We start from the raw sequence: 13,602 nt of genomic DNA on the forward strand, positions 1-13,602 counted from the left end.
AATCCGGTCGTCAGGCTGCGCTAGCCGACCGAACCCTCCATCTGCAGCTCGATCAGCCGGTTGAGCTCGAGGGCGTACTCCATCGGCAGCTCCTTCGCGATCGGCTCGACGAAGCCGCGCACGATCATCGCCATCGCCTCGAACTCCGTCAGACCGCGGCTCATCAGGTAGAAGAGCTGGTCCTCGGAGACCTTGGAGACGGTCGCCTCGTGCCCCATCGACACGTCGTCCTCACGGACGTCGACGTAGGGGTAGGTGTCGGAGCGCGAGATCGTGTCGACCAGCAGCGCGTCACAGAGCACGTTGGACTTCGCGCCCGGCGCGCCCTCGCCGATCTCGATCAGACCGCGGTAGGAGGTGCGGCCGCCGCCCCGCGCCACCGACTTGGAGACGATGTTGGAGGAGGTGTTCGGCGCCATGTGGACCATCTTGGCGCCGGCGTCCTGGTGCTGGCCCTCGCCCGCGAAGGCGATGGACAGGGTCTCGCCCTTGGCGTGCTCGCCCATCAGGTAGACGGCGGGGTACTTCATGGTGACCTTGGAGCCGATGTTGCCGTCGACCCACTCCATGGTCGCGCCCTCGTAGGCCACGGCGCGCTTGGTGACCAGGTTGTAGACGTTGTTCGACCAGTTCTGGATCGTCGTGTAGCGGCAGCGGCCGCCCTTCTTCACGATGATCTCGACGACCGCGGAGTGCAGCGAGTCGGAGGAGTAGATCGGGGCGGTGCAGCCCTCGACGTAGTGGACGTAGGCGTCCTCGTCGACGATGATCAGCGTCCGCTCGAACTGGCCCATGTTCTCCGTGTTGATACGGAAGTAGGCCTGGAGCGGGATGTCGACGTGGACACCCTTGGGCACGTAGATGAACGAGCCGCCGGACCACACGGCCGAGTTCAGCGAGGCGAACTTGTTGTCGCCGACCGGGATGACGGTGCCGAAGTACTCCTTGAAGAGCTCCGGGTGCTCCTTCAGCGCGGTGTCGGTGTCGAGAAAGATGACGCCCTGCTCCTCCAGGTCCTCACGGATCTGGTGGTAGACGACCTCGGACTCGTACTGCGCGGCGACACCGGCGACCAGGCGCTGCTTCTCCGCCTCCGGGATGCCGAGCTTGTCGTAGGTGTTCTTGATGTCCTCGGGCAGGTCCTCCCAGGACTCCGCCTGCTTCTCCGTGGACCGCACGAAGTACTTGATGTTGTCGAAGTCGATGCCCGACAGGTCGGAGCCCCAGTTCGGCATGGGCTTCTTGTCGAACAGCTTCAGGCCCTTGAGGCGCAGCTTCAGCATCCACTCGGGCTCGTTCTTCTTCGCCGAGATGTCGCGGACGACATCCTCGGAGAGCCCGCGCTTGGCCGCGGCGCCTGCCGCGTCGGAGTCGGCCCAGCCGAATTCGTACGTGCCCAGACCCTCGAGCTCAGGGTGGGCAGTCTCCGTGGGGAGCGTCATGCGGGGTTCCTCCCGGCCGTGCTTGCAGATGCTGAATTGGTGGTCTGTGGTGCTGAGTGGCCGCTGCGCGGAATGTACGTCGTGCACACACCGTCGCCGTGGGCGATGGTGGCCAGACGCTGCACATGCGTCCCGAGGAGGCTGGAGAAGAACTCCGTCTCCGCCTCGCACAGCTGCGGGTACTGCTCGGCGACGTGGGCGACCGGGCAGTGGTGCTGACAGAGCTGCTCGCCCTGCTGCGGACCGGGCGCGCTACGCGCCGTAGCAGCGTACCCGTCGGCGGACAAGGCCTTGGCCAGCGCTTCGGTGCGGGCCTCGGGGTCCGCGGCCTCGACCGCCGTGCGGTACGCCTCGGACTCGGCCGCGATCCTGGCACGGGCGAAAGCGGTGACCGCCTCCTCGCCCGCGGTCTCGGCGATCCAGCGCAGGGCGTCCGCCGCGAGCTTGTCGTAGGACTGGTCGAAGGCGTCCCGTCCGCAGTCGGTGAGGGCGAACACCTTGGCCGGCCGGCCACGGGTCCGCGCCCCGTAGACCCGCTGCTCACGGGCCTCGACGACGCTGTCGGACGCGAGGGCGTCGAGGTGGCGGCGGACCGCGGCCTGGGTGAGGCCGAGACGCTTCGCCAGCTCGGCGACGGTGGACGGGCCATGGTCCAGGATGGAGCGCGCGACCCGGTTGCGCGTCGAGCGCTCACCGGTCGCGAGTTCCTCCTGCGGAGCCTCGCCAACGTATTTCACAACGCCATTGTTGCGTAATTCATCCGGCCCTGACAACCACGGTCCGAAACGATCTATGGTGCCATTCATCACTTAGGGTTACCTAATTCGGCCCCGGGAGACGGGCTCGTTCCGCCCCTGCCTAGACTTACCGGCCATGAAGAGCGAGTCCGTCGTACAGGTCCGCGGCCTGGTGAAGCGGTACGGCCCCAAGACCGCTGTGGACGGCCTCGACCTGTGTGTGCGCACCGGCACCGTCACCGCCGTCCTCGGCCCCAACGGCGCCGGCAAGACCACCACCGTCGAGACCTGCGAGGGCTACCGCCGCCCGGACGCCGGGACGGTACGGGTCCTCGGCCTCGACCCGGTCGCCGACGCGGCGGAGCTCCGCCCCCGGATCGGCGTGATGCTCCAGTCGGGTGGCGTCCACTCCGGGGCGCGCGCCGACGAGATGCTTCGCCACATGGCGAAGCTCCACGCCCATCCGCTGGACGTCGACACCCTGATCGAGCGCCTCGGCCTCGGCAGCTGCGGCCGCACGGCCTACCGACGGCTCTCCGGCGGCCAGCAGCAGCGGCTCGCCCTGGCGATGGCCGTCGTCGGCCGCCCCGAACTGGTCTTCCTCGACGAGCCGACCGCCGGCCTCGACCCGCAGGCCCGCCGCTCCACCTGGGAGCTCGTGCGCGAGCTGCGCACCGACGGGGTCTCCGTGGTCCTCACCACGCACTTCATGGACGAGGCCGAGGAGCTCGCCGACGACGTCGCCGTCATCGACGCGGGCAAGGTCATCGCCCAGGGCAGCCCCGAGACGCTCTGCCGGGGCGGCGCCGAGAACACCCTGCGCTTCACCGGCCGCCCCGGTCTCGACATCGGCTCGCTGCTGAAGGCGCTGCCCGACGGCTCCGAGGCGGCCGAGATCCTCCCGGGCGCGTACCGCATCTCCGGTGACGTCGACCCGGAGCTGCTGGCCACCGTCACCTCCTGGTGCGCCCGGCACGGGGTGATGCCGTCGGGCATCTCCGTGGAGCGGCACACGCTGGAGGACGTCTTCCTGGAACTGACCGGCAAGGAGCTGCGCACATGAGCGCCGGTACGTACACCCCGCGCCCGGGCGCGGCCCCGCTGGGCCGCATGATCACCGCGCAGACCGCCCTGGAGACACGGATGCTGCTGCGCAACGGCGAGCAGCTGCTGCTGACCGTGATCATCCCGACGCTGCTGCTGGTGCTCTTCAGCGCGGTCGACATCGTGGACACCGGCGCGGGCGAGTCCGTCGACTTCCTGACGCCCGGCATCCTCGCGCTGGCCGTGATGTCCACGGCCTTCACGGGCCAGGCCATCGCCACCGGTTTCGAGCGGCGCTACGGGGTGCTCAAGCGGCTCGGCGCCTCGCCGCTGCCGCGCTGGGCGCTGATGACCGCGAAGACCCTCGCGGTGCTGGTCACCGAGGTGTTGCAGGTGGTGCTGCTCACGGTGATCGCGTTCGCGCTGGGCTGGTCGCCGCACGGCAACCCCTTCGCCGTCCTGCTGCTGCTCGTGCTCGGCACGGCGGCCTTCTCCGGGCTCGGGCTGCTGATGGCCGGGACGCTCAAGGCGGAGGCGACGCTCGCCGCGGCCAACCTGGTCTTCCTGCTGCTGCTGGTCGGCGGCGGGGTCATCGTGCCGCTGGACAAGTTCCCGGACGCGGTGCAGTCGGTGCTGGGGCTGCTGCCGATCGCCGCCCTGTCCGACGGTCTGCGCGAGGTGCTCCAGCACGGTGCGCCGATGCCGTGGGGCGATCTCGGCACCCTGGCGGTGTGGGCGGTCCTGGGGCTGGGCGCGGCGGCGAGGTTCTTCCGCTGGGAGTGAGGCGGCGAACGCGCTCCGTCGACGATTCGGGGTAACTCGTCCCCCTCGTGAAAGCTTGCACAAGCCGCCGCCTACGATGGTGCGCGTGCCCAAGCTGACCCGAGCCGAAGTCGCTCAAGCCGCGCGGAACCCGCTCCTGTACATCGCCGAGCGATGGACCCCCTCCCCCCGTACGGTCCGCCGTGCGGCCATGTCGGCGGTCGTCATGGCCGTGGTCATCGTCGTGACCGGTGGCGCGGTGCGGCTGACCGGCTCCGGCCTCGGCTGCCCGACCTGGCCCAAGTGCACCGACGAGAGCCTCACGGCGACGAGCGAGATGGGCTTCCACGGCGCCATCGAATTCGGCAACCGGATGCTGACGTACGTCCTGTGCGCGGCCGTCGGCTGGGCGATCATCGCCGCGCGGTCCGCCAAGCCCTGGCGGCACAGCCTGACGAAGCTCGGCTGGGTGCAGTTCTGGGTGGTCATGGGCAACGCCGTGCTCGGCGGCATCGTGGTGCTGGTCGGCCTCAACCCGTACACCGTCGCGGCGCACTTCCTGCTCTCCACGGCGCTGCTCACCGTCGCGATGGTGACCTGGCAGCGGGTCCGCGAGGGCGACGAGGCGCCCCGGCCGCTGGTCGGCAAGGCGGTCTCCCAGCTGACCTGGCTGCTCGCGGTCGCCGCGGGGCTGCTGATCGCGGTCGGCACGGTGGTCACGGGCGCCGGACGGCACGCGGGCGACTCCAGCGATGTGCACCGCATTCCGATCGACTGGAAGATGATCTCGCAGCTGCACGCCGATCTGGCCTGGGTCGTGGTGGCGCTGACCGTCGCGCTCTGGTTCGTGCTGAAGGCCGTCGACGCGCCGGCCGGCCCGCTGCACCGCGCCCGCGACCTCTTCCTGGTGCTGATGGCGCAGGGCGTCATCGGGTACGTGCAGTACTTCACCGACACGCCGGAGATCCTGGTCGGCCTGCACATGCTGGGCTCGTGCCTGGTGTGGATCGCGGTCGTGCGGGTGGTCCTGTCGCTGCGTGAGCGCCCCGTGGCGGTGGCCGCGGTGCCCGGCCCCGCGGCCGAGCAGCCGGAGCCCGCGGCGGCCGGCTGACCTGCGACCGCCTCCTCCGCCCATACGTACGCCGATCGCCGGACGGGTTCCTTGTCGGAACCGTCCGGCGATCGGCGTACGCGGGGAAACCGTGCGGGCTCAGGCCCGGTCGGAGGGGCCGCCGATCTGGATGCCGGCCATCCGCGTCCACTCGTACGGACCGGTGCGGACCTTCGCCGCGAACTCCCCGTCGAAGGACTCGTGCATCGTGATCCCGGCCTTCCGGGTGGCGCTCTCGGCGATCTCGTACGAGGGTGCGACCAGATCGCCCCAGCCGCCGTCCTCGCCCACGAGCACGATGCGGGCGCCCCGCTGCCCGATGTAGGCGAGCTGTCCCTCCGCGCCGCCGTGCGCCTTGGAGAAGGCGCCGATCTCCTTGGCGAGCTTCGCCGCCCTGCGCTCCGCGCGGGCCGCCTGCTTGCCGCTCTCCACCTGGGTCTCTGCCGTCTCAGCCATGCCCAGGATGCTACCGACGGGTAGCCCGACGCGCGACGGGCGGGGTGCGTGGCCTGGGCCACGCACCCCGCCCGTCGGCAGGAATCGTCAACAGGGACCGGGCTGCGGGACTACCTCAGGAAGGGGTCGACCGCCACGGCCACGAAGAGCAGCGAGACATAGGTGATGGACCAGTGGAACAGCCGCATCTCCTTGAGCTTCGCGCCGGTCACGCCGGCCTTGGCCCGGTTCTGCAGGCCGTGCGCCTCCCAGAGCCAGAACCCGCCGGTCGCCAGCGCCACCGCCGTGTAGAACCAGCCGGTGTAGCCCAGCGGGGTCAGCAGCAGCGACACGGCCACCATCACCCAGCTGTAGACGACGATCTGGCGGGCCACCACCTGGTTGGACGCGATGACCGGAAGCATCGGGACGCCGACCCGGGCGTAGTCCTCCTTCACCTTCATGGAGAGCGGCCAGTAGTGCGGCGGCGTCCAGAAGAAGATGACGGCGAAGAGGATCACCGCGGCCCAGGACATCGAGTTCGTCACGGCCGACCAGCCGATGAGGACCGGCATACAGCCCGCGATGCCGCCCCAGACGATGTTCTGCGAGGTACGGCGCTTGAGCAGCATCGTGTAGACGACGACGTAGAACAGCAGCGCGCCGAGCGAGAGCGCCGCCGAGAGCCAGTTCACCAGCAGGCCGAACCAGACCGTCGAGATCACCGCGAGGGCGAAGCCGAAGGCCAGGCACTCGCGCGGGCTCACCATGCCGGTGACCAGCGGGCGCTGCGACGTACGGTCCATCAGGGCGTCGATGTCGCGGTCGATGTACATGTTCAGCGCGTTGGCACCGCCGGCGGAGAGATATCCGCCGATGGTGGTGGTGACCACGAGCCACAGGTCGGGTACACCCTGCGCGGCGAGGAACATCACCGGAACGGTGGTGATCAGCAGCAGCTCGATGATCCGCGGCTTGGTCAACGCCACGAAAGCCTTGACACGGGCCCCGAACGGGCGATGGCCCCCTGGGCTGGGAGTCAAGGCGACCCCTGCGGGTCGGGACTCGACGGCCGTCACGCACACCCCTGACAGAGAAATCCCAGCAAGCTCCGGGCGTGAAGGCCCGGTAAAGACTTGCGCGAACCAGACCACTGTAGACGTTGGGGACAGGCCGATCTTCGCGGGGGTGGCTCGTGTTGGAGCGGCAGGGAAGCAGCGCCCATGAGCAGGGGTCCCGCCCGGCGGAACGGAACAGAAGGAACGGGGCGTGCTCACCGGAGGGCCCATAAGTAAGGAGAAGCGCTCATCGGAGTGGCGCAGAAGTGAGCCGTCGCGCTCATACGGGAGGCGAACTCCGCGGGCCGCCTGCACCCTGGAAAGCAGCGGAAAATGCTTGTTCCGGCGGGGGTAGGCTCGACAACGCCCGGTGCGGTCACAGTCACCGGTTTACAACAGTGGAGAGGAGCCCTGACTCAGGGTGAGCACCAAGCCGACCACCACAGATCTCCAGTGGACCGAATTGGACCAGCGGGCCGTGGACACTGTCCGTGTCCTTGCAGCGGACGCCGTACAGAAGGTCGGAAACGGCCACCCTGGTACGGCCATGAGCCTCGCTCCCGCCGCGTACACCCTCTTCCAGAAGGTGATGCGTCACGACCCCGCCGACGCGGACTGGGCCGGGCGCGACCGGTTCGTGCTGTCGGCCGGTCACACCAGCCTGACCCTCTACATCCAGCTCTACCTGGCCGGGTACGGCCTGGAGCTCGATGACCTCAAGGCCTTCCGCACCTGGGGCTCGAAGACCCCCGGTCACCCGGAGTACGGCCACACCACCGGCGTCGAGACGACCACCGGCCCGCTGGGCCAGGGCGTCGCCAACGCGGTGGGCATGGCGATGGCCGCCCGCTACGAGCGCGGCCTGTTCGACCCGGAGGCGGCCCCCGGCACCTCCCCCTTCGACCACATGGTCTGGGCCGTCGCCGGTGACGGCTGCCTCCAGGAGGGCATCTCCGCGGAGGCGTCCTCGCTGGCCGGCCACCAGAAGCTGGGCAACCTGGTCCTGCTCTGGGACGACAACCACATCTCCATCGAGGGCGACACGGAGACCGCGGTCTCCGAGGACACCCTGAAGCGGTACGAGGCCTACGGCTGGCACGTCCAGCGCGTCGAGCAGCTGCCGAACGGCGACCTGGACCCGGCGGGTCTGTACCGCGCGCTCCAGGCCGCCAAGGCCGAGACCGGGCGCCCGTCGTTCATCGCGGCCCGCTCGATCATCGCCTGGCCCGCGCCGCACGCCCAGAACACCGAGGCCTCGCACGGCTCGGCACTCGGTGACGAAGAGGTCGCCGCCACGAAGAGGGTCCTCGGCTTCGACCCGGAGAAGACCTTCGAGGTCGCCGACGAGGTCATCGCCCACACCCGTGAGGCGCTGGACCGCGGCCGCGAGGCCCGGGGCGAGTGGGAGAAGTCCTTCGCCGCGTGGCGCACCGCCAACCCGGAGCGCGCCGCCGAGTTCGACCGGATCTCCGCCGGCGAGCTGCCCGCGGGCTGGGAGGACAGGCTTCCGGTCTTCGAACCGGGCAAGGGTGTCGCCACCCGTGCCGCCTCCGGCAAGGTGCTCCAGGCGCTCGGCGAGATCATCCCCGAGCTGTGGGGCGGCTCCGCCGACCTCGCGGGCTCGAACAACACCACGATCGACAAGACCTCGTCGTTCCTCCCGGTGGGCAACCCGCTGCCGGGCGCGGACCCGTACGGCCGCACGATCCACTTCGGCATCCGCGAGCACGCCATGGCCGCGGCCATGAACGGCATCGCGCTGCACGGCAACACCCGTATCTACGGCGGCACCTTCCTGGTGTTCTCCGACTACATGCGCAACGCCGTGCGCCTGTCCGCGCTGATGCACCTGCCGGTGACGTACGTGTGGACGCACGACTCGATCGGTCTCGGCGAGGACGGCCCGACCCACCAGCCGGTGGAGCACCTGGCCTCGCTGCGCGCCATCCCGGGCCTGAACATCGTCCGCCCGGCCGACGCCAACGAGACCTCCATCGCCTGGCGCGAGATCCTGCGCCGCTACACCAAGGTGTTCGGCAAGGGCGCCCCGCACGGTCTGGCGCTGACCCGCCAGGGCGTTCCGACGTACGAGGCGAACGAGGACGCGGCCAAGGGCGGCTACGTGCTCTTCGAGGCCGAGGGCGGCGAGGCCCAGGTCCTCCTCATCGGCACCGGCTCCGAGGTCCACCTCGCGGTCGAGGCGCGCGAGGAGCTGCAGGCGGCCGGCATCCCGACCCGGGTGGTCTCGATGCCGTCGGTCGAGTGGTTCGAGGAGCAGGACCAGGCGTACAAGGACAGCGTCCTGCCGCCGTCCGTGAAGGCGCGTGTCGCCGTGGAGGCCGGCATCGGTCTGACCTGGTACCGCTACGTCGGTGACGCCGGCCGGATCGTCTCGCTGGAGCACTTCGGTGCCTCGGCCGACGCCAAGGTCCTCTTCCGCGAGTTCGGCTTCACCGGCGAGCACGTCGCCGCCGCCGCGCGGGAATCTCTCGCCGCAGCCACGCGCTGACGCCGTTATACGACTAGTAGGAGATGCAATTCTCATGACAGACGCACTCAAGCGCCTCTCCGACGAGGGCGTGGCGATCTGGCTCGATGACCTGTCGCGCAAGCGGATCACCTCGGGCAATCTCGCCGAGCTGATCGACCAGCAGCACGTCGTGGGCGTCACCACCAACCCGTCGATCTTCCAGAAGGCGATCTCGCACGGCGACGGATACGAGCAGCAGCTCACCGACCTCGCCACCCGCAAGGTCACCGTCGACGAGGCCATCCGCATGATCACGACGGCCGACGTACGGGACGCGGCGGACATCCTGCGTCCGGTCTTCGACGCCACGGACGGCCAGGACGGCCGGGTCTCCATCGAGGTCGACCCGCGTCTGGCCCACCGCACCGCGGCCACCGTCGCCGAGGCCAAGCAGCTGGCCTGGCTGGTGGACCGACCCAACACGCTCATCAAGATCCCGGCGACGAAGGCCGGTCTCCCGGCGATCACCGAGGTCATCGGCAAGGGCATCAGCGTCAACGTCACGCTGATCTTCTCGCTGGAGCGCTACCGCGAGGTCATGGACGCCTACCTGGCGGGCCTGGAGAAGGCGAAGGCCGCGGGCCTGGACCTCTCGCTGATCCACTCGGTGGCCTCGTTCTTCGTGTCCCGCGTGGACACCGAGATCGACAAGCGCCTCGACACCGTCGGCACCGACGAGGCCAAGGCCCTCAAGGGCAAGGCCGCGCTCGCCAACGCCCGGCTCGCCTACCAGGCGTACGAAGAGGTCTTCGGCTCGGAGCGCTGGGCCGCCCTGGACAAGGCGCAGGCCAACAAGCAGCGTCCGCTGTGGGCCTCGACCGGCGTCAAGGACCCCGCGTACAAGGACACCCTGTACGTGGACGACCTGGTCGCCCCCGGCACGGTGAACACCATGCCCGAGGCCACCCTGGACGCCACCGCCGACCACGGGCGGATCACCGGCAACACGATCGCCGGTACCTACGAGCAGTCCCGCGCCGAGCTCGACGCCGTGGCGAAGCTCGGGATCTCCTACGACGACGTCGTCCAGCTTCTTGAGGACGAGGGCGTCGAGAAGTTCGAGGCGGCCTGGATCGACCTGCTCAACTCGACCGAGGCGGAGCTCAAGCGCCTCGCCCCTTCGGAGGGCTGACCACCTTGTCTGGTGTTCCCGGAGCCAACCCGCTTCGTGACCCCCAGGACCGACGGCTCCCGCGCATCGCGGGACCGTCGGGTCTGGTGATCTTCGGAGTCACGGGCGATTTGTCCCGCAAGAAGCTGATGCCCGCCGTCTACGACCTGGCCAATCGCGGCCTGTTGCCGCCGGGCTTCTCCCTCATCGGTTTCGCGCGCCGTGAGTGGCAGGACGAGGACTTCGCACAGGAGGTCCACGACGCCGTCAAGCAGCACGCGCGCACGCCGTTCCGCGAAGAGGTCTGGCAGCAGCTCATCCAGGGGATGCGCTTCGTCCAGGGCAACTTCGACGACGACGACGCCTTCGAGCAGCTGAAGACCACGATCCAGGAGCTGGACAAGGCGCAGGGCACGGGCGGCAACTTCGCCTTCTACCTGTCCGTGCCGCCGAAGTTCTTCCCCAAGGTCGTCCAGCAGCTCAAGAAGCACGGACTCGCCGACCAGAAGGAGGGCTCCTGGCGGCGTGCCGTCATCGAGAAGCCCTTCGGCCACGACCTGAAGAGCGCTCAGGAGCTCAACCAGATCGTGCACGACGTGTTCCCGCCCAACGAGGTCTTCCGGATCGACCACTACCTGGGCAAGGAGACCGTCCAGAACATCCTGGCGCTGCGGTTCGCCAACACGATGTTCGAGCCGATCTGGAACAGGTCGTACGTCGACCACGTCCAGATCACGATGGCCGAGGACATCGGCATCGGCGGCCGGGCCGGCTACTACGACGGCATCGGCGCCGCCCGTGACGTCATCCAGAACCACCTGCTCCAGCTGCTGGCGCTGACCGCGATGGAGGAGCCCGGCTCCTTCCACCCGAAGGCCCTGGTCGCCGAGAAGCTCAAGGTGCTCACGGCGGTGGAGCTGCCGGAGGACCTGGGCAAGCACACGGTGCGCGCCCAGTACGTGCACGCGTGGCAGGGCGGCGAGGAGGTCCCCGGCTACCTCGAAGAGGACGGCATCGACCCCAAGTCGAAGACCGACACCTACGCCGCGATCAAGCTGACGATCAACAACCGCCGCTGGGCGGGCGTGCCGTTCTACCTCCGTACCGGAAAGCGGCTCGGCCGCCGGGTCACGGAGATCGCGGTCGTCTTCAAGCGGGCCCCGTACCTGCCCTTCGAGTCCGGCGCCACCGAGGAGCTGGGCGGCAACGCCCTGGTCATCCGGGTCCAGCCGGACGAGGGCGTGACCGTGCGGTTCGGCTCCAAGGTGCCCGGCACCTCGATGGAGGTCCGGGACGTCACGATGGACTTCGCGTACGGCGAGTCCTTCACGGAGTCCAGCCCGGAGGCCTACGAGCGGCTCATCCTCGATGTGCTGCTCGGCGATGCCAACCTCTTCCCCCGGCACCAGGAGGTCGAACTCTCCTGGAACATCCTCGACCCGATCGAGGAGTACTGGGACAAGCACGGCAAGCCCGCCCAGTACCCGGCGGGCACCTGGGGTCCGGCCGAGGCCGACGAGATGCTCGCACGAGACGGACGGAGCTGGCGCCGGCCATGAAGATCGATCTCACGGAGACCACTTCCAGCAAGATCAACCAGGCGCTGGTCTCGGCCCGCCGTGCCATCGGCACCCCGGCCATCGGCATGGTGCTCACCCTGGTCATCGTCACCGACGAGGAGAACGCCTACGACGCGCTCAAGTCGGCCGGTGACGCCTCGCGCGAGCATCCCTCGCGGATCATCGCGGTGATCAAGCGGGTCAGCCGCTCGCCGCGCAGCCGCCGGGACGCCCGGCTCGACGCCGAGGTGCGGGTCGGTTCCGACGCGGGCACCGGCGAGACGGTCGTGCTGCGTCTCCACGGCGAGCTGGTCAACCACGCCCAGTCGGTGGTCCTGCCGCTGCTGCTGCCGGACGCCCCGGTCGTGGTCTGGTGGCCCGAGGACGCCCCCGCCGATCCGGCGAAGGACCCGCTGGGCGCGCTCGCCCAGCGCCGGATCACGGACGCGTACTCGGCGGAGGACCCGGCCAGGGAGCTGGCGGCGCGCGCCGACTCGTACACCCCGGGCGACACCGATCTGGCCTGGGCCCGCATCACGCCGTGGCGCTCGATGCTGGCCGCCGCGCTCGACCAGCAGCATGTCGAGCTCGTCTCGGCGACGGTCGAGGGCGAGTCGGAGAACCCGAGCTGCGAGCTGCTGGCCATGTGGCTCGCGGACCGCCTGGGGGTGCCGGTGGAGCGCACCGTCTCCGCCGGTCCCGGTCTGACGGCCGTGCGGATGGAGACCAAGAACGGGGTCATCGTCCTGGACCGTCCCGACGGTTCGCTGGCCACGCTCTCGATGCAGGGCCAGCCGGACCGCGCCGTGGCGCTCAAGCGGCGGGACACCGCCGAGCTGCTCGCCGAGGAGCTGCGCCGTCTGGACCCGGACAACACCTACGAGGCGACGGTGAAGTTCGGCGTGGCACAGCTCGGCGGACCGGCGGAGCCGAAGCCGGCCGAGCCCGGTCCGGCCACCGCCCCGGCCGCCGCGAAGAAGACCGCGGCCAAGAAGGCGGCGTCGAAGTGAGTGCCCCTCAACTCGTCGTGCACCGCGACAAGGAGCTGATGGCGCAGGCCGCCGCGGCCCGGCTGATCACGAGGGTCGTGGACGCCCAGGCCGCACGCGGCTACGCCTCGGTGGTGCTCACCGGCGGGCGCAACGGCAACGGCCTGCTGGCCGCGCTCGCCGGTGCGCCCGCCAGGGACGCGATCGACTGGTCGCGGCTCGACCTGTGGTGGGGCGACGAGCGGTTCCTGCCGGAGGGCGATCCGGAGCGCAATGTCACGCAGGCCCGCGAGGCCCTGCTGGACTCGGTGGAGCTGGACCCGTCCCGGGTGCACGCGATGCCCGCTTCGGACGGCCCGTTCGGCAACGACGCCGACGCCGCGGCGGCCTCGTACGCCGCGGAGCTGGCCGCCGCGGCCGGTCCCGAGGACCACGGCCCGGTGCCGACGTTCGACGTGCTGATGCTGGGCGTCGGCCCGGACACACATGTCGCGTCGCTCTTCCCGGAGCTGCCCGCGGTACGGGAGACCGAGCGCACCGTCGTCGGTGTGCACGGCGCCCCCAAGCCGCCGCCCACCCGCGTCTCGCTCACGCTGCCCGCGATCCGGGCGGCGCGCGAGGTGTGGCTGCTCGCCGCGGGCGAGGACAAGGCGGAGGCCGCGGAGATCGCGCTCTCGGGTGCCGGGGAGATCCAGGCCCCGGCGGCAGGCGCGTACGGCCGCAGCCGCACCCTGTGGCTGATGGACGCGGCGGCGGCCTCCCGGCTGCCGCGCGCGCTGTATCCGCCGGCCTCCCCCTGAGGGATCGTCAGCACAGTGGCGCAC

General features: G+C 70.0%; 12 protein-coding genes. 8 read left to right on the forward strand and 4 right to left on the reverse strand.

Annotation, left to right across the window (positions count from 1 at the left end; genetic code table 11):
* Positions 1–20: 20 nt before the first annotated feature.
* Together sufB and ACWCPY_RS07000 are read right to left on the reverse strand one after the other, a co-directional pair.
* Positions 21–1,442, reverse strand: a complete 1,422-nt coding sequence (gene sufB, locus ACWCPY_RS06995) for a Fe-S cluster assembly protein SufB (protein WP_362443326.1) — start codon at positions 1,440–1,442, stop codon at positions 21–23.
* Positions 1,439–2,179 (reverse strand): helix-turn-helix transcriptional regulator, encoded by a 741-nt coding sequence (locus ACWCPY_RS07000; protein ID WP_362443329.1) that lies wholly within the window; start codon positions 2,177–2,179, stop codon positions 1,439–1,441. The genes sufB and ACWCPY_RS07000 overlap by 4 nt, the downstream gene beginning before the upstream one ends.
* Positions 2,180–2,315: 136 nt before the next feature.
* Between ACWCPY_RS07000 and ACWCPY_RS07005 the strand changes: the two genes are divergently transcribed.
* The 3 genes from ACWCPY_RS07005 (at position 2,316) to ACWCPY_RS07015 (ending at position 5,096) form a co-directional block, all read left to right on the forward strand.
* Complete coding sequence (locus ACWCPY_RS07005) at positions 2,316–3,242, forward strand: ABC transporter ATP-binding protein (RefSeq protein WP_451263303.1); 927 nt, start codon at positions 2,316–2,318, stop codon at positions 3,240–3,242.
* Complete coding sequence (locus ACWCPY_RS07010) at positions 3,239–4,006, forward strand: ABC transporter permease (protein ID WP_451263304.1); 768 nt, start codon at positions 3,239–3,241, stop codon at positions 4,004–4,006. Before ACWCPY_RS07005 ends, ACWCPY_RS07010 begins: the two co-directional genes overlap by 4 nt.
* A gap of 76 nt (positions 4,007–4,082) precedes the next feature.
* Positions 4,083–5,096, forward strand: coding sequence for a COX15/CtaA family protein (locus tag ACWCPY_RS07015; protein ID WP_451263305.1), 1,014 nt, complete (start codon positions 4,083–4,085; stop codon positions 5,094–5,096).
* Between the two features lie 99 nt (positions 5,097–5,195).
* Here ACWCPY_RS07015 and ACWCPY_RS07020 read toward each other — a convergent pair whose 3' ends face one another.
* Positions 5,196–5,552: a hypothetical protein gene (locus ACWCPY_RS07020; protein ID WP_329816885.1), complete on the reverse strand. Its 357-nt coding sequence runs from the start codon at positions 5,550–5,552 to the stop codon at positions 5,196–5,198.
* 110 nt (positions 5,553–5,662) lie between these two features.
* Positions 5,663–6,616: a heme o synthase gene (locus tag ACWCPY_RS07025; protein ID WP_451263306.1), complete on the reverse strand. Its 954-nt coding sequence runs from the start codon at positions 6,614–6,616 to the stop codon at positions 5,663–5,665.
* A gap of 394 nt (positions 6,617–7,010) precedes the next feature.
* Between ACWCPY_RS07025 and tkt the strand changes: the two genes are divergently transcribed.
* From tkt to pgl, 5 genes are read left to right on the forward strand one after another with little or no spacing between them, the layout of a single operon-like run.
* Positions 7,011–9,098 carry a transketolase gene (tkt, locus tag ACWCPY_RS07030; RefSeq protein ID WP_451263307.1) on the forward strand — a complete coding sequence of 696 codons (2,088 nt, stop codon included), beginning with the start codon at positions 7,011–7,013 and terminating at the stop codon, positions 9,096–9,098.
* 34 nt (positions 9,099–9,132) lie between these two features.
* Entirely contained in the window at positions 9,133–10,251 is a 1,119-nt protein-coding gene (gene tal, locus ACWCPY_RS07035) for a transaldolase (protein WP_451263308.1), read from the forward strand.
* 5 nt (positions 10,252–10,256) lie between these two features.
* A complete protein-coding gene (zwf, locus tag ACWCPY_RS07040) occupies positions 10,257–11,789 on the forward strand; it encodes a glucose-6-phosphate dehydrogenase (RefSeq protein ID WP_451263309.1) in 1,533 nt (510 codons plus the stop codon).
* Positions 11,786–12,799: a glucose-6-phosphate dehydrogenase assembly protein OpcA gene (gene opcA, locus ACWCPY_RS07045; RefSeq protein ID WP_451263311.1), complete on the forward strand. Its 1,014-nt coding sequence runs from the start codon at positions 11,786–11,788 to the stop codon at positions 12,797–12,799. Before zwf ends, opcA begins: the two co-directional genes overlap by 4 nt.
* A complete protein-coding gene (gene pgl / locus ACWCPY_RS07050; RefSeq protein WP_362443356.1) occupies positions 12,796–13,578 on the forward strand; it encodes a 6-phosphogluconolactonase in 783 nt (260 codons plus the stop codon). Before opcA ends, pgl begins: the two co-directional genes overlap by 4 nt.
* Positions 13,579–13,602: the final 24 nt, after the last annotated feature.

The organism is Streptomyces sp. NPDC002403, from assembly GCF_053593015.1.